Genomic DNA, 16347 nt, shown 5'->3' with positions numbered 1-16347 from the left:
ATTAGAATGAAGGTGTTACAGTTGGTTTAAATTGTGCTAAACGTTGTTTACGTCTGTTATTTGTTGATTCAACAGGTTGCGCTAATACTTCACCGACAATCTTTTTATCCATTACGATATAAGTTGGTGCGCTTCCGTTAGATTCGGTAGTACTGTTGTCTTTCTTAGCTGTTTTCGCTTCGACAACACTGTTTTGTTGAATACTAGGGAGTATTGGCGGTAAATCTAATAAATCACTCATAAGCCCACCAACTTGTGGGAACGCTAATTTAATACTATCTGTAATCGGTCCACCGAAATCAAGATGATCTAAGTCACTTAATGGACCTGTTTTAGCAGGGGAGAATGGTAGGAAATCACGGGCTTTTTGTGCGAGGTCACCAACTGCATCAGTAACCCAACTCGCCGCACTCTTAATACCGTTTGCCATCATTTCTATTAAGCCTTTCCCTGCATTAAAGAAGGTTTTCCCTAAACCAGTGACAAACTTGACCACTTTATTTAAAATCATTTCTACCCCTGTTACGACTCCTTCTAATTTAGAAGACACGCCATTGACGATCGAACTCCAAATTTCACCAAAGAAATTCTTTATCATACCGCCCCAACTACTTGTGAAAGCGGTTATTTTTTCTAACTTCGAACCAAAAAACACATAAATTTCAGCTAAGGCATCATTCCAAACTTTTTTGATATCGCCCCAGAATTTTACGAATGGTTTCACTATATCTCCGGCAAATTTACCTAGCCATTTTAGAATGCGTCCTGCTCCCCAAAGCTGTAACCAGCCCCAAAGCAACTCGAGTGCTCCGTTCCAAATTTGTTTTACCGCATCCCACATTTTCGACCAATTTCCAGTAAATAAAGCGGAGAAAAAATTTATGATTCCTAGAATGATATTTAGCGCTCCATTTATCACATTTTTAATAGCTTCCCAGGTTCCAATCACTATTTCTTTAATAATTGGCCATAAAACTTGCATTATCGAAACTATAATCGGCATTACAGTTTGAATTACGGAAAGTACAAAGTTCCACACATTTTGTGCCGCTTGCATTATCATATCTCCGTTTTCAGTCCACCAAGATTGGATTTTCTGTAAAACTTCTTGGAAATATGAAGTCATCGCGGACCAAACCGGAATAAGTACGCTATTTAAGATGAAATTCCAAACGGTAATCGCTGTTTGTTTTATAGCTTCCCAAGCTGCAATGACAGCATTCCTAAAACCATCGTTTGTATTCCATAAGTAAACGATACCAGCAACAAGTCCGACTATCGCGGCTGCTACAATCCATACAGTTGCGCTCATAGCCATTAATCCTGTTACTAAAGGACCAATTAGCATCCATATGGAACTCCATGCCGCTAACATACCGTTCCATAATCCTATACCGATAGCTAAAGGTGACAATAGCAAGGTTAACGCAGGAACCAACATGATGATTGCTTGAATGATTAGCGCTAATGTCGGATGAGCCTGGTTAAATAGCGTTACTAATTCGAAAAACTTAGTAGCGAAATTAACTAGCGGTGTCATCAATAGACCGAAAGCATCCACCATAGGTTGTACAGCAGTAAGGAATGCGCCTTTCATTGCTTCCCATGCTAATCCTAAAGGTGTTAACGTGTCCTGTAGCTCTTTCACTTTCGCATCTGTTTCGGCTTTCAACATAGCTAATTCATTCGTTGCTTGTCCTCTTGCTAAAGCCATTTTCTGACGCCATAATTCTACATATTTCTGAAGTTCTGGATCAGTCATCTGAGCGATAGCTTTTACTTCTTCTGCTGATTGCGGACCAAGTTGAGCTAAATAATTAGAGAATTCAAGTCCGGCTCGTTGCGCTATGCTAGTTAGATTGTCTTTCCATCTACCTAAAATACCGACTTGCTCTTCTAAATTCTTAGTAAGTTGTGCGCCACTTGTTTTCTTCATCTGAACCTGTTCGAAAATATTCCAAGCGTTCATGATCTCATTCGTTCTTTGTACAACAGCATCTCTGTAAGCTGTTAATGCTTCTTCCTGCTGTTTATACACTTCAGAAGGATCTGGGCCCTTAGCAGCTTTAAATAAAGCGGAATATAAAAGCGCGCTTGTAGCTGCAGCAGCCAATGCTACCATATTGAATCGCATTAATCCCTGTGTAATCATCATTGTCATGTTCTGCAAGTCTTTCATTTTCGCAGTTGGGCCTAGCATTTTCAAAGCTAATACTGATGCATTACCGGCGTTAGCCATTCGATTTAATGCGTCTGCAGCTTTTAATCCTGCACTATTTATCATATACAACGGATTAGCCATACGTTTATAGTTTTCACTTATACGAGTTGCCTGTGTGGTCATATTCTGCATGTAACCTACTTGCTGTAGCATTCCCATCATAGCTAGTCGATTCGCGTTTATCGCGTCATCAGCTGCTTTTTTCTGCGCTTTACCTAACGCTTGCACTTCAGACATGAATTGTTTTGTTGAACCTGCGTAATCTTTAGATGATTGTGCTAATTTGAAATAACCATACTGCACTTCAACCATAGCGCCTTTTTGTTTCATCATCGCTTGATGCTGTTGCATATAACCCTGTTTCATTTCGGTATACATTTCCCTTTGACGCTGTGTCATCGAGTTGTACAGCGCTTGTTGTTCTCTTCTTGAATTATAATAAGAACGTGTAGCTCTCCCGTTTGAACTCTCTGTTATATCTGCCATGTGGCGAACAGCTTCAGCTTCTGCATGTCTAGCTTGAACAGATTGTCGAGAGCTATCAATAGAACGTCTATTAGCTTCTACAGTAGCGTTCGCCGCTGCTCTTGTTGTATTTCCTGACCTAGCTGCAGACTGCGCCATATCGTCGTATGCGCGTCTTGCTTGGCTACTAGTATCTCTTAGTTGGCTAGCCATTTCCCTGTTTGCTTCCCGTCCTGCTTGTCCCATGTTATTTCCGACTTGTTCTAGCTCTCTATTAACCTGTTGAACATCACGACGTAAATTACTCCTGTCTAACCTGGTTTCTATTTCAACTCTTCCATCAGCCATTATTTCACCTACCTTCGATCATGGCCTTTTTTGCTTCCATACTCTTCTGGAATTCAATGAATTCACGTTGTTCTCTAAACTCTTTTGCTTTTGGAAGCTCATACAACTCTTTCATTTTCTTGATACGCTTTCTTTCGTCGGCGTTATGTTTATCTTTTTGCGGTATTTCACAAGTGCGATAATGCAGCGCTTGACCCATTGGAGATTTTTCAGAAAGGTTACGGAAGAGAGCCAGAAACTTGTTCCACTGCATTTTTCCCTGCTGCTCGATCAAATCAATGTTGTAGTCAAATAAAAAAGATGAAAAAATCCGTTCTGCGTCAATTGTAAAATCCACAATCGGCGGTTCCAGTAGTTTTTCATCTCCATCTTCTTTTTTGTCGTTATTCATTAATGTTTTCAAATCAATATCAAGTCTTGATTTCAAAATATCCATGAATAACATTGATCTAAGCTCCATGTCTAACTGGCTAATTACTGAATTATCAACAATTAGCATCTGTAATGCGATGGTTATTCTCGATAATTCATCAATATCTTCGTCAGATAACAATTCGAGCAACAACATGATATTGTCGAACGACAGGTTTAGTTCTAAACGAACGCCATGCCATGTATAAAAGTCATTTTCGCGTTCTGTTAGACTGAACATTATTTCTTCACATTACTTAAATATTTATCACGTGCATTATCGGCTTTCTTTTTTTCTTCATCAATGTAAAGTTCGTTTAGATAATGAACAAGTGACATTAGGTTAGTTGATGATTTACCGGCTTTTTCATATAACTCTTCGAAAGATCCTTCTCCTAAGAATGTTTCAACAATCGCTTTCACGACTTCTTTTTGTTTTTCTGCTGTAGCTTCGATAACTTCATCTGTAGCACCATCAAAATCAACGATACTATCCGTAACAACTTTGATTTCTTTATCGAATCGTTTGAATGCCTTTTGGTATTTCGTTAAAGCCGCATCATCAAAATCAACTCGGTGTAATTTACCTGCTACATCCACTTCTTTATATGTCTTTTCGAATTCAAATTTAAAGTTTGTCATTCTATTCCACTCTCCGTTTTTATAATTTATTTAAAGAAAAAAGAGCCTTATTATCGGCTCTTGATTAAGGTGTTACAGGTGCTTTTACAAATGTCGGCACCCCATCAAAACTAATTGTAAATTCAATTTCCCCCTTGCTATTGGCGTCTCCTCCGGGAGATTTGATTTCGGAAATAGTTGCCCTACCTTCCCATTTGTCTCCATTTGGTTCAGTAACCCTGAACTCTGTTTTACGTTCTGGACCTACTTTGTGAACCTTGCTCAAGATATAATCTTGTGCTTTATCACCATAATATCTATGTCCTTCAAATCCATATCCCATCATAAACCCAGTAATGTCACGTTCAGCTGCACCACCACCATTATAGTAATAGTTTTCTTCTGATTCTTCATTGTTATCAGGATCGACAGATGTAATACCAGCTGCTAGCCGTTCCCATGTAGCAACTTCAATACCTGATGTAGTATTAACTTCGAATTTATACCCATGGTTCAATAAAAAACCTTGATTTTTTTCCAAATCAATTACCTCCTATTTCTAATTCTGTAGTGAATAACGCGGTATATAAATACTCGTTCGCTGCTGTCTTCTCAACAAAATTAGGCTCCACATACACATTAAGTCGCATTAGTGTATAGGAGCCATCAATAGCATTGAAACTTCGCCTATGAACGTTATTCAATTCTCGTGCAATTGCTTCTATTGTGTTATTAACCTCTAATTGGTTATCGCTCTTAACAAGCACTTGAAACTGCTTATTTATAATTTCACCTTCGAAATATTGCTCACCTGGAGCTGAGGGAATCATCCTGATAGCAATACTCTTTTTCGGTTTATCATTTGTTCCTATATCCAATAAATCAACCTTTATAGGAGCAAACATGATGTCTTTTGATAAATTAGTAGTTAAATGGTTTTTAATAGAATCAATCAACCATTTCATATGAATCACCTACAGATTTTCTTTCATTTTTTGTTCGACTATTCGAACCCAATTATCTAATTTAGCAGCTTTTGCGGCTTCATACCAAAGACCCTGAGCATTAGGATTGACGTCTGTAGAGAAGTTATATTGCGGATTATAATACAACCGCCTTGCATATGGAGTATTCCATTCCACATGCCCTTCTCCAGGTCTGCTAAATCTAACGCCGGAACGCTCTAACTCAGCTGTATCTTTAGGGATATAGTAATTACTATCCTTCAGAACCTGCTGATCTAATGCGAATTGTGCTTTCTCTGTTGCTTTTAGCACCTTGCTTTCAATCGCTTGTGTATCCATTTGAATATTTACTCTTATCAAGATAGCAGCACCTCCACATGATGAAGACTGCCTCTATCATAAAAGTCACTTACTTTGCTAACGGTCATTTCTTTCCCGTTAAATATGACTTTGGATTTCTCTTTGAAAGTAACAGGTGTTGAATGTACAGAGTCATGAAATAGTAGAGTATTAGTAACAAGACTCTCGCCGTTTCCGTTAGATACGACAGTATTCTTAGGTTCAACTCTTACTCTTTCAATCTTCTTAGCAGGAGCATAGTTTTCACTACCTCCCCACGTGCCCTCACCCTTATACTCCAAATACTCGACTGTATGGATTAACACTGAGCGTCTAATTGGTTTAGCCATGCACACACACGCCTGAGTAAAGTAATCCAGTATGCTTTAAGTAATCAACAACAGTAATAGCATAACGGTCATAATGACTTGGCCCTTCAGCCGCTCCTGCACTCATTCCATTTTCAGAATAAGCACCTACAGAAAATCCTCCGCCACCTTCACTTACAGTTGCAGAAGTCTCTCCATTAATCGCTAAAAACTCAACTTGTGCAGCAGTAGCTTTCTTTACCTGCTTCTTAATAAAAGGCGCCAACTTATCAAAGTCAGCACCTTCTAATTTGTAATTTATAATATGGTCAATCTGGTCACTTGCACGAGAAATCAACCGATCTAACAACACTGCATCAGATACCGGAGTACCCTTGTATTCGTTATTGTAGTAATCTACATCGATATACGGCATGCAATCACCTACTTCTCTGCTGGTTCACTCTTCTTCAGCTTAGAGTTTTCAGCTTTTAATTTGCTATTTTCGGATTTTAACTTTTCGTTTTCGGTTACTAATTCATCTTTTTCAACCAAGACAGCATTGAATTCAGCCAACGAAACATTTCGTCCGCCTGTCGCTCGAGTGATGATTGTGCCGTCTTCGTCAATCTGATCATATCCATCTAGCAGGTAACTATCTAAGCGTCCCTCATCAATATTTAGTGTTTTATTTAATCGTTTTACTTTTACAACGTTACTCATTTACATTCTCCTTTCATAAGAAAAGAGAGAACTGTTTAAGCTCTCTCTTATGCTCCTGCCGTGATATTAAATTTAATTCCATCTACTTTCTTTTGAATAGCGAATAAATCCCAATATTTACGCTCGTAGTAAAGGAATTTACCACCTGTTGCTGCACTTGGTTCATCTAAGTCCACAAACTCATATTGTTGCGGTGTAATAACAGACAATGGATGCACTAAAATCATATTAATTTGTTTAGCAGCCGCATCAGGAACAGCACCATTTGTGAAATTATAAGCTGTTTTCATACGAGAAGAAGGAACTGTTTTTACAGTCACATCATCAAGAGAATAAATGTTACGTTTTAATTTACCTGAATTATTACCAACATCCGAGAAATGTTGGACATCTTTCGCTTGTTTAAGTAATTTCTTCACTTGTGGTGTTGCATAAAGAATACGTCCTTCTTGCGGAACTTCCGCATCATCCATTTCCATCATGAAGTCATCATAAACATCTAATACGTTATCAACTGTTAATACTTTTGCATCGGCAGTCTTTCCATTCGTAGTAAACTCAGAATACAATTTTGAAGCAGCATACTTGTCCATTTCAGGAATTTTTTGTTCATCATTAAATACGCGTGTGATGTTAGCAATAGATAAAGCCATGTTCGTTTCGTCGATATCTTTTGGATCTACCAACGTTCTGAACTCACGGTCATGAGCAATCGTTTTTGTTTCCCAATCATTATCAGCACGTCGAGTGTAGTTACCCACTACATCACGGTCCACGTCAACAAATCCACCTACAGTAATGCGTGGCATTTGGATTGTTTTAGCGTTGACCCATTTGATATTTTGGTTATTCGCTGTATTGTACAGTTCGAAGAAACTTAATCCTTGTGAAAACTTTTGCTGTAACGCTTGTTGATAATTTTGTGCATAATTTACTTTTGCCATATATAAATCACTCCTATTTTTGTTTTAATTAAGATTTAAATGCATCTGCCCATTGCTCAGTTAGTGAAGGTGTTTTCTTTTGATGTTGTCCATTCGAAAATGATGGCTTCGGATTCCCTTGTGGTTCTTCCACTATACCTTTAAAGTAAGGGTGCTTTTCCACAACCATTTCAATAGCTTTTGCGATGTCTACATCATCACTTACCTTTGTTTTAGCAAGAGTAATAACATCGTTTATACTATCTTCTTTAATACCTGACTTAATCGCAGCGTTCTCTGCTTGCAAATTAAAAAGAGACTCGTTTTTTTCTTGCAACTGAGTCTCAAAGGATGTTAACTTTTCATTTGTCTTTTCTTGCTCTGTTTTAAGAGAATCTTGGTGCTCATTCCAACCTTTTACAGTTTGTTTCAGCTGATCTAAGTCCTCTACACCTAACTTCTTTAAGAATACTGCTTCTTGCTGTTGTTTAGCTTCGTCCAGTTGCTCTTGTGTAAAAGTAACTGGTGGTTCTGGATTTGGGTCTGTAGAAGGTGGTGTAGCGTTCGGGTCTGTTACACTTGTGTCACCTCCTTCCGGTGCAGCTGGTGTTGCTGTAGGATCTTCAGAAAAGTACTGCATTCCGTTTGGTTTTAATCTCAATCTATAATTTAATGGTTTTGGCATATCAATCTGATCCTTTCTAATTTTAGTTATTTAACATTTTCTCTATAGTTTGATCTATTTTTTCTTCAGAAAGTAAACCGACAGATTTTTTCTGGAATTCCTTAATATCATGTAGCTTACTTTGCAATCGATATCCTTCTAAATTCCAAATCTTATCAACGATTCGTTCTTTACAGCATGCAATACCAATTTTCACATCATAATTAGCAGGATCTACACAAGCACTCGATTCAGTTAGAATAAAGCCGTTTGGTAATTTAGCAACTACCACTGTGCATTTACCGTGAAACTCTTCTACTGTCCAATGTGTCTTTTCTAGAATGTTATTAATATCTTCTTGAGTGATTTTATTCGTCATTATTCAACAACCTCCCAATCTTCCGCTAACATATCAGCTTGGTACGCTTGAGCAGGAGCATATCCACCTTTACTTGCTAAACAAGCGACAATCATTGGATTCATGTTATGACTAGCACATAATCCTGTTTCTTTATCAATTTGTTCGCCGCAATATGTTCCACCTGATTCAGATATAAACCAGTAACCGCCCCAATGTTCTCGCTTCACTTTCTTACCTTCTTTTAACGCTCCTAACGCCTGTCCGAAATCCATTATCCATTCCTCCTATACAATTTGCTCTCTGTTCGGTTGTCTCCTCCGGCCAGTAGCTTTAATGAAATCTCTCATATTCGCCTGGCGCTGCGAAACTTTATTCTTAGCAAGCTTCACGCCTTCTTTATCGCCGATAGCTTCCAACATCTTGACTTCTCTTTTTGCCTTTTTAATCTGACGTTCTAACGCTCGTTGTTGTTGACTTTCTTGATACGCCTTATCGTTTTCAGTGTAGTCATAAGGCTCATATGTCCGTTTAGACATACCTTCAATGTAGGGATACTTTAGGTGGCGACAATTGCAGCCTAAAATTCCACTTGCTTCACCGTATGTTGTAGTTGACCATGCAGGATATTTTTTGCTTTTTCCGCTCATCGAATAAACCTTAGCTTGATATGGCGCACAACCGGGCCTAGCTCCTAAATGTGAACTCGTTTCAACTAAGTCGCAGTTGTATTCTTTGGCGCGTTCATCCTGCATTTCATTAGCAACGTTATTACTTGTTGACCTACAAACGAGATTAACGTATGCCTCAGTAGACCATCGTCTCCCTGCCTTATCAACTAAAGCAGGAATACCTTTCTGTGCCCATTTAGAAACAGTCTGTCTAAGTGCTTGTTGTGGCGTTATGACACCACCAAGTACTTTTCCTACTGTTTGATTTAACACATCGAGATAAACTTGTTGGGCCTGGTTTAACATCGTTGTATTAACTAAATTAAAGACATCTAAAGCTTGTCTTTCATATGCATTTAGAATGCTGATTAAAGCAGCGCTTGTTGATATTGGAGGCGCAACTTTCAATAATCCTAATTTAACAGCCTTTGTATAAATACTTTCATGCTGATTTATCGCGGCTGAACCTGCATTTTGTAGCATTGTTTTCACTTCTTCAGCAGTTTTACCGCTATGACGGGCGATAGTATTTAATTGCTGTTTATTTAGGACTACTAATTTATTTAACTGGACCATTCTCCAGTGTTGATATTGTTCTGCGTTTTCAGCAGTTAGCAGTAATTCCATATCGTTTTTAAGCATTTTAGCCATGTTTAAAAGCAACTCTTCTTCAATCGCGTTGTAGATATCTACTACAAACATAGAGAGTTGCTGTAACTTCTCAGGAGGTAATGCCATGATCACTCAGCTCCTGGATCATTATTTTTCTGTTGATTCCCTTCCAATCCGAATAAATCAACGTTTTCAGGAAGGACCGTTCTATTCTCTTCCGTTATTTCTTCTAACATTTGAATTGCTTCTTCTTCAGAAACACCGTGGATTTTCATGATAGCTTTCTTCTTACTCGTTAGATTGTTCGTAACAAGCAAAATCTGCTTATTAATCTCGGCTGTTTGGTCCTCTGCTATAGAATCATCGAAAGTAACTGTCACTTCATAGTCATCAGTGCTTTCGAATTCATCATATAAAGAAGCAACTTCGATAATAATGTCCACTAAATCGCGAATTCCGTCTTCTATGATCGTTTCGTGTGACTGCTTTGTTCTGAATGTCTTGGAGTTTTCACTTACAACCTCTGTCGCTGTTTTAACACCTTGTCCATCAAAACTAAAGGCTCCAGAAGAGAAACCAACCTGCATTGATACATAATTTAAAAGAGCATTAATAGCAGCTGTATGCTCTTCTACACGCAACTCTACAGATATATCTTTTATACTCTGCTCTCCATCATCGAATTTCATCGCTTCGTATACTTCGTCAGTCGAGTCGAAATATCTATGTGGCATACCTGATATTGGATCTATAACGGTTTTTATAGCTGATGTTGGAACGATGATACGTTTCTTACCTAAAACGAATTCACGTTGGAAGCTATCAAACGCAATATCAAGTGATTTCAGTGTATCTAGTGAGTTAGCATATAGTGAAATTCCAAGTGGTGAACTTAAGTCTAAGTTGTTTGCTGTATTCGGTTTGAAGTACACAAACATTGGTTTAGATAAGTTTTCGATGCGTACTTCTTCTTCCAATTCAGGGTATAGAGTAGCTAAAGATACTTTTACACCTAAATCTCCTTGGTTCTTACTCTCATACAACTCGTTTTTGATGACATGAACTTTCCCTTCAACTAAGTGCCATTCGAGTAAAGTGTATTTTTTATCACCTTTAGACATTTCATTTACAAACACACCTTCAGTGATATGTTTGTTATCCCATGCAATTGGAATGAAGCAGTCTGCCGTGACATACGAAAGCTTAATCTCTTCGTCCCAGTAAACCTTAATAACCATTCCACCTAAAGCGAAGGTGTACTCTAAATACCTTTGAAACTCTTTAATGAAGTTATTATCATCTAGGACATTCTTGATATTGTCGGATAGTACGTCATCAGAAATATTGATTGAGCATTTCTCATTAAAGATAAGAGCGGCGATCTCCTGCGATATGACTTTCGCCATGTTTAGCGATGCCATCTTTCTGCTTTTCTGCCCCTCAATCGTATGATACTTAACGTTATGCCAATCGTCATAGTGCCCACTGTATATCGCTTTCCATATATCAATTTGCTTATATGATTCTTCGTTAATAGGTATCTCTCTTTTATCAGATATCTTCTTAATCCCTTTGATTAGTCCCAATTTATATAGCCACCCCCTTACTTTTGCAACGATGTTCCCAAACATATTTTCACCGCCTAGTATAGATCATTCGAATCGATTATAAGTTTAGCAAGTTTATCTACATGACTAGTGACATCGCCAATTAGCATGGACGCTTGTACATCTCTAGTCACACCAATCTTCGCTCCGTTGTTATTGATTAAATCAAAAGATAGTTTAATCATTGGTTCATTGCCATTCATATAAGCATGTAGTTCCTTGACAGCGATTTTTAATTCTTTTTTATCTTGATTAATTAACAAATTCTCTTGATTCTTTTTCAGTTTTTGTTCTAATTCGCGGAACTCATATGAATCTCCAAATAAGTTAATACAACTAAAGCATAAGCAATCTGTAGAATGAGTTTCTTTCAAATCGCAACCCCCTTATTTTACGTATTGTTTATAGAAGTAATTGTTTGCGTATCTACATTCATCAAGTGCATGGTTGTAAGCATCTATTGGTTCTCCATTATCTAAACGGACGTACATGCCAATTTCTTTTAAGAAGTTATAGTGATCGTACTCGTCACACTCAACAAGTAAGAATTGTTCGTTGGTAATAGCATTTTGCAATCGTTCAATACCAACTTCTTTTCCTTTACTTGAGCCTTTAATGTCACGAGCGTTGTTGTCAGCTGCTGTTGTTTGAATGCCGATTAAGTGTAGTTCTTCTCTTAATGATTTACATGCAGGATCGACAAACACTTCACTATACTGCATTTCAAAATTCCTAACGCACCATTCAATGAACTTCTTAATCTCTTTTGCATAGACAGACATCGCTTTAACTTGCCCTGTGTCTTTCCCACTATGATAGTAGTTAGCCACTCGGAGCAATCTGAACTTGTCTTCATATCGAACTACAATATGACAACTGCATGAAGTAGCATCTGATTGACCACCATCAGCAGTGAAATACATTTCGTATCTTTTTCCACGTACAGCAGGTATTATATTATCTTTCATACTGAACATAGAATAGATAACACCTTGTGGCATAACCCGTTTACCGAACCAATCTCGTTCCAGTAAATACGGATTCTTCGAAAGGATATCGTGTATTTCTTGCTTACGTTCTTCAGTAATGATCGGATTATCTTGTATCGTCCAGTGAGTCCAACGAGTATTCTGCACATCGAATACCTCTGATATAACTGGATGATGTGGAGCAGGTGGGTTTAAATCCGCTAAATGGTAACGATCTTGAGCAGCGAATGTACGTCTGAAGCACTCTTGAATCATTCCCATATTAAGCAGATTAATCTCACAAAACACTACACTACCCAGCGACATACCCGTTATAGCACCAACACTGTTACTTTTCCCTCCGCCTTTATAATAGATTTTCTTAACTCCATTAGGCGTGTGTACTGCAAGATGCGAACCATGTTCATCATGTTTAATCTCAGCAAGATTACCGAAGATATGCTGTAATCCAGTGCCATCGCCATCGATAAATAAGCGATATGCTTGCTCCTGGTTATATGCAGTAATTAAATGGTTTGTATCCCTTGTCCACGTCAAATAATCAGCATAGCGAAAGTGCCCTGCTGTTGTTTTCCCTGATCTGGGCGTCCCTTCTAGTACATCGAAGGTGTAATTATATGGCCTATAGATAACTTCTAATTGTTTGGGTGAAAACTTAATCGCTGTTTTGCTCATATTGTTTACGCCCTTCTATTAATGCATCTAACAATGAAGTATCTTTCGTTTGGCCACGTAATTTCTTAGCACGTAATTCAACGAATTCTGTTTCTGCTTTCGTCTTATCAAGCATCAGACGCATGTTAGCAATCTTCAGCAATCGTTCATCATCCTCGTGCGCTAATGTCACGAAACGAGTGATTAAATTGGATAGCGTAGTCATAGCCTTTGAATAAGCCTGAAGCAGCTTCGCCTGTTTATCATGAGCGAAGTCTATCGTGTATGTGGTACTTTCTCCAGACGACGTTATTTCCTCTGACATATCATCCTTATCCCTAACATGCATGATGCGCTGTGAATTCATTATGTTAAAGTATTGCAGATGGATAGTACTCCATAACATATCTATTTCAGTATGGTTTTGTATTTCATCAAGTAACTCCATTGCATGCGGATCATCATTAGGAATTATCTTTTTAAATAATCCATGCGTAGTTGCATTGTCATTCCCTTTTGGCGGACCATGACCAACAGCATTCTTATTCCCATACTTAGGGTTCTTATTACCCGAATTACCCACCGCATTCTTATTCCCAATGGGTGCACCTGTTTTCTTAGTTTGGGTGCATCCTTTTTCATCTTGTGGGTGCACCCCTTTTCGATTCCAACCATGTCTTTTTCTCCATGATTTAATTGTATTAATACTGACCTCGTATTTCTCAGCCAGTTCCTTATACTTCATACCTTGCATGTAATCTTCTTGAGCTAACTCGTGTTTTTGTTTCACTTCACATCACCCACCACCTTCTATATTAATAGGAAGTAATTCGTCATAACTCCTCCTTGTGATAATATCTAGTGAATTTAGTTTAAGATTCGAATTACGCCTTTAAGAACTCATCAATTGTCTTATCTAACACACTAATAAGTGCTTCTCGCATTTGCTTTGGTGTCATATCATCACTTGTTTCAATATGCATATCTATTGCCTTCTTTAGTTTCTGTGGTTCAATGTGTTGTTGTACAAGATCCAAACCAATAAAATTATTTATTAGACCGATAACAACTGTTTGCTCTTGTTTATTTAGTTTCATTTGTTTTCACTCCGTTGATATTAGTCGCTGACATCTTATACCCACCCGTTATTTGTTTAACTACAGATTCCGCTACAACAATTCCATCTATTGAAACCCCAACTTTACAATCCATCCCTACCGATTTACTATCGTTAATTTTTTTTATTATCTCAGATCGTGTAACTACTTTAATATCAGTTACGTCCACTTTCTCGGATAACTTGTGTTCTAAGTGGCTAACATATTTTTTTAACCCATCTACGGTTTCATTCAAACTGTTAATTGCTCCTTGTATGACCATTTTCTCCACATACATTTGTTGTGCTGTTGTTTCTAAGACTTCAAGCCTATGATTTATAACAACTATATCTTCCATCCTTCATCCTCCTCCAAAATAAAAAAGCAGCGGATTCGCTACTCCTAATTAATTGTAACTTCATGTTGTTTACTAATTAAATTAGAATGCATTGTTATAGAAAACGTGCAATAAATGTAGAAAATCTCCCATTTTCTATGGTTATAAATTACTTTCAAAACAACGAAAATGAATTTTAAAAGTAATTTAAATTAGATTAACTACCTCTATTTTTGTTCAGTTTTACAGTTCTACCCAATCATTAGCTAACATATCAGTTTGTGAAGCTAGCCAACCGACAACAATTGTATTTTCTTCTGTTTTCATTGCGATAGTATCAACAAATCTAGGTTCTCCAACATACTCCCCAAATCCATACTTTAATCCCGTCGATAACTGACTACCTTTTATAAGGTAAAGATACACATCTTTTTCATTCCATCCTTTACGCCTTACTATTTTTCCACTAGTCAGTGCTAATATCGCTCTTATAAATGTCATTATCCAACCACCATCCAATCATTCGCAAACATATCAGCTTGATACGGTTGAGCAGGTGCGTATCCACCTTCTTTTAATGCAGCTACAATGAATTGTCCACTCCACTCAGGTAGTTTTGTATCTTGTTTACCTAATAGAGCTTGCTTACACCAAAAACCGCCCCAAACAGCACGAGTTACTTTCTTTCCTTTCATTAACGCGTTCATAGCGTCACCGAAGCTTAAACCTTCTTCAAGAACAGTTGTATACCTCATGTTATTTCCTCCTCTACTTTCGTTCGTTGTGTTCGTTTGTTTTGTTAGCCCCATATGAGCCATCCTACACCTAATCCAATTAGGAATGTAACAAATCCAAATCCGAGGATTTTTAATAAAGACTCTAAAATGATTTCACCTAATCCATGCACTTACCCTCACCCCTTATCATCCTTTAACAACAATCAATCCCAAAAACGTTCTGCTGCTTTCTTACCTAAATAAGCGAATAGGCTTTTCACAATAACAGCTAATAACCATACAACCGAACTTACAGTAAACACTGTCATATAACTTACATCCAACTTAAATACAAAGCTAATAATCCACGCTAACCCTAACCATGTACCTGACCATATTCCAAACGAGATAATCAGTATCCCTAATATAGCTAATGTAAATACTGCTCCTAGTCCTTTAAACATCTTCTCATCTCCTCCTTAACAACAAACAAGACGCCACCAAGATAACGGCAGCGCCTACGATAATTGCTATTGGTTTAATCATTAATATTTATAATCTTCGATACCTAAATTTCTTTTTGCAACTTTAATTACATCATCATTAATTAAATTCTTACCATCAATTTGCACATGAGAAGAAGTAAATTTCTCTAATTTCTTTTCTAAACGCTCAAACGCTTCAACACACTCATTAGTTGCTTCGGTCAACTCTTTAATCTTTTCATGTGCTTCATCAGTATCTACATTAACTTCAATGTCTAATGTATTTCTTAATTTCTTCTGTTCGTCCATAATTCATCATCCTTTCCTTTTAAGGTGTCCATTTTGTTCTAATATGCGGGTAAGGATTTGCACCTTACATAACAATGATTATAGTGTCAGTTTATTAAACCTGTTAACAAGGTTCATCGTCAGAGTGGTGACACCGCACTCCACACTGTTACATGTGTTCGTCTACCTCTTCCGCCACCGCATAAATGTTTAATGTGTAATTTCTATATAACAAAGAAAAAAGCACCCGTTATGGATGCTTAATCATTTTATGTTGTTCTATTCGTTCATTAGCTAATCTCCAATAATCTTCGTCTAATTCAAATCCTATAAAGTTTCTATTTGTATTCATACAAGCTATTGCTGTTGTGCCTGAACCCATAAAACAATCCAATACCGTATCACCTTCATTACTATGTATTTTAAGTAAGCTTTCTATAATGCATACTGGTTTTTGTGTGGTGTGTATTCTTTGTTTATGTGATACAGTAGGCGCTTCAAATATTGCATTCTCGTAAGTTTCCTTTTGTCTATTAAAAATCCAA

At 37.5% G+C, this 16347-nt stretch carries 24 protein-coding genes and 1 pseudogene; all 25 read right to left on the bottom strand.

Going from position 1 to position 16347, the window contains the following annotated elements:
- Position 1: 1 nt before the first annotated feature.
- On the bottom strand, positions 2–3034 hold the full coding sequence (locus tag SB773_RS26165; protein WP_410593038.1) for a phage tail protein: 3033 nt from the start codon (positions 3032–3034) through the stop codon (positions 2–4).
- A gap of 4 nt (positions 3035–3038) precedes the next feature.
- Positions 3039–3686: a Gp15 family bacteriophage protein gene (locus tag SB773_RS26160; protein WP_410593036.1), complete on the bottom strand. Its 648-nt coding sequence runs from the start codon at positions 3684–3686 to the stop codon at positions 3039–3041.
- Positions 3686–4087, bottom strand: a complete 402-nt coding sequence (locus tag SB773_RS26155) for a hypothetical protein (RefSeq protein ID WP_410593034.1) — start codon at positions 4085–4087, stop codon at positions 3686–3688. The genes SB773_RS26160 and SB773_RS26155 overlap by 1 nt, the downstream gene beginning before the upstream one ends.
- Positions 4088–4151: 64 nt before the next feature.
- Complete coding sequence (locus SB773_RS26150) at positions 4152–4607, bottom strand: phage tail tube protein (RefSeq protein ID WP_410593032.1); 456 nt, start codon at positions 4605–4607, stop codon at positions 4152–4154.
- A 1-nt stretch (position 4608) separates the two neighbouring features.
- On the bottom strand, positions 4609–5031 hold the full coding sequence (locus SB773_RS26145) for a minor capsid protein (protein WP_410593030.1): 423 nt from the start codon (positions 5029–5031) through the stop codon (positions 4609–4611).
- Between the two features lie 9 nt (positions 5032–5040).
- Positions 5041–5391, bottom strand: coding sequence for a minor capsid protein (locus tag SB773_RS26140; RefSeq protein ID WP_410593028.1), 351 nt, complete (start codon positions 5389–5391; stop codon positions 5041–5043).
- Positions 5388–5720, bottom strand: coding sequence for a putative minor capsid protein (locus SB773_RS26135; RefSeq protein WP_410593144.1), 333 nt, complete (start codon positions 5718–5720; stop codon positions 5388–5390). The genes SB773_RS26140 and SB773_RS26135 overlap by 4 nt, the downstream gene beginning before the upstream one ends.
- Positions 5713–6114, bottom strand: a complete 402-nt coding sequence (locus SB773_RS26130; protein WP_410593026.1) for a head-tail connector protein — start codon at positions 6112–6114, stop codon at positions 5713–5715. The genes SB773_RS26135 and SB773_RS26130 overlap by 8 nt, the downstream gene beginning before the upstream one ends.
- An 8-nt stretch (positions 6115–6122) precedes the next feature.
- Positions 6123–6401, bottom strand: a complete 279-nt coding sequence (locus SB773_RS26125) for a hypothetical protein (RefSeq protein WP_410593024.1) — start codon at positions 6399–6401, stop codon at positions 6123–6125.
- A 47-nt stretch (positions 6402–6448) separates the two neighbouring features.
- On the bottom strand, positions 6449–7345 hold the full coding sequence (locus tag SB773_RS26120) for a capsid protein (protein WP_410593022.1): 897 nt from the start codon (positions 7343–7345) through the stop codon (positions 6449–6451).
- Positions 7346–7373: 28 nt separating this feature from the next.
- A complete protein-coding gene (locus SB773_RS26115; protein ID WP_410593020.1) occupies positions 7374–8009 on the bottom strand; it encodes a hypothetical protein in 636 nt (211 codons plus the stop codon).
- 112 nt (positions 8010–8121) lie between these two features.
- Positions 8122–8367: pseudogene (locus SB773_RS26110) on the bottom strand (Gp49 family protein); the annotation flags it as partial.
- A complete protein-coding gene (locus SB773_RS26105; protein ID WP_410593018.1) occupies positions 8367–8621 on the bottom strand; it encodes a Thoeris anti-defense Tad2 family protein in 255 nt (84 codons plus the stop codon). The pseudogene SB773_RS26110 and the gene SB773_RS26105, both read right to left, overlap by 1 nt.
- Positions 8622–8633: 12 nt before the next feature.
- Complete coding sequence (locus SB773_RS26100) at positions 8634–9755, bottom strand: phage minor capsid protein (RefSeq protein ID WP_410593016.1); 1122 nt, start codon at positions 9753–9755, stop codon at positions 8634–8636.
- Between the two features lie 2 nt (positions 9756–9757).
- A complete protein-coding gene (locus SB773_RS26095) occupies positions 9758–11260 on the bottom strand; it encodes a phage portal protein (protein WP_410593014.1) in 1503 nt (500 codons plus the stop codon).
- An 11-nt stretch (positions 11261–11271) separates the two neighbouring features.
- Positions 11272–11610 (bottom strand): hypothetical protein, encoded by a 339-nt coding sequence (locus SB773_RS26090; protein ID WP_410593012.1) that lies wholly within the window; start codon positions 11608–11610, stop codon positions 11272–11274.
- 12 nt (positions 11611–11622) lie between these two features.
- On the bottom strand, positions 11623–12900 hold the full coding sequence (locus SB773_RS26085; protein ID WP_410593010.1) for a PBSX family phage terminase large subunit: 1278 nt from the start codon (positions 12898–12900) through the stop codon (positions 11623–11625).
- Positions 12881–13669, bottom strand: a complete 789-nt coding sequence (terS, locus tag SB773_RS26080; RefSeq protein WP_410593008.1) for a phage terminase small subunit — start codon at positions 13667–13669, stop codon at positions 12881–12883. The genes SB773_RS26085 and terS overlap by 20 nt, the downstream gene beginning before the upstream one ends.
- A gap of 94 nt (positions 13670–13763) precedes the next feature.
- Positions 13764–13976 (bottom strand): hypothetical protein, encoded by a 213-nt coding sequence (locus tag SB773_RS26075; RefSeq protein ID WP_410593006.1) that lies wholly within the window; start codon positions 13974–13976, stop codon positions 13764–13766.
- Positions 13963–14334, bottom strand: a complete 372-nt coding sequence (locus SB773_RS26070; protein WP_410593004.1) for a hypothetical protein — start codon at positions 14332–14334, stop codon at positions 13963–13965. Before SB773_RS26070 ends, SB773_RS26075 begins: the two co-directional genes overlap by 14 nt.
- Before the next feature lie 222 nt (positions 14335–14556).
- Positions 14557–14814 carry a DUF2829 domain-containing protein gene (locus SB773_RS26065; protein WP_410593002.1) on the bottom strand — a complete coding sequence of 86 codons (258 nt, stop codon included), beginning with the start codon at positions 14812–14814 and terminating at the stop codon, positions 14557–14559.
- Positions 14814–15068 (bottom strand): Thoeris anti-defense Tad2 family protein, encoded by a 255-nt coding sequence (locus SB773_RS26060; protein ID WP_410593000.1) that lies wholly within the window; start codon positions 15066–15068, stop codon positions 14814–14816. The genes SB773_RS26065 and SB773_RS26060 overlap by 1 nt, the downstream gene beginning before the upstream one ends.
- 185 nt (positions 15069–15253) lie before the next feature.
- Positions 15254–15493, bottom strand: a complete 240-nt coding sequence (locus SB773_RS26055; RefSeq protein ID WP_410592998.1) for a hypothetical protein — start codon at positions 15491–15493, stop codon at positions 15254–15256.
- Positions 15494–15574: 81 nt separating this feature from the next.
- The gene (locus tag SB773_RS26050; RefSeq protein ID WP_410592996.1) at positions 15575–15823 is read right to left on the bottom strand and encodes a hypothetical protein; all 249 of its coding nucleotides are present in this window, start codon (positions 15821–15823) and stop codon (positions 15575–15577) included.
- A 229-nt stretch (positions 15824–16052) separates the two neighbouring features.
- Positions 16053–16347, bottom strand: a 295-nt coding sequence (locus SB773_RS26045; protein ID WP_410592994.1) for a DNA methyltransferase, incomplete at its 5' end; no start/stop codon positions are given.

It is taken from the genome of Bacillus sp. SIMBA_074, from assembly GCF_046534555.1.
GTDB classification, from domain to species: Bacteria; Bacillota; Bacilli; order Bacillales; family Bacillaceae_G; genus Bacillus_A; species Bacillus_A mycoides.
Note: the sequence above shows the minus strand (reverse complement) of the source record. Positions and strands in the feature narration are given on the sequence as shown.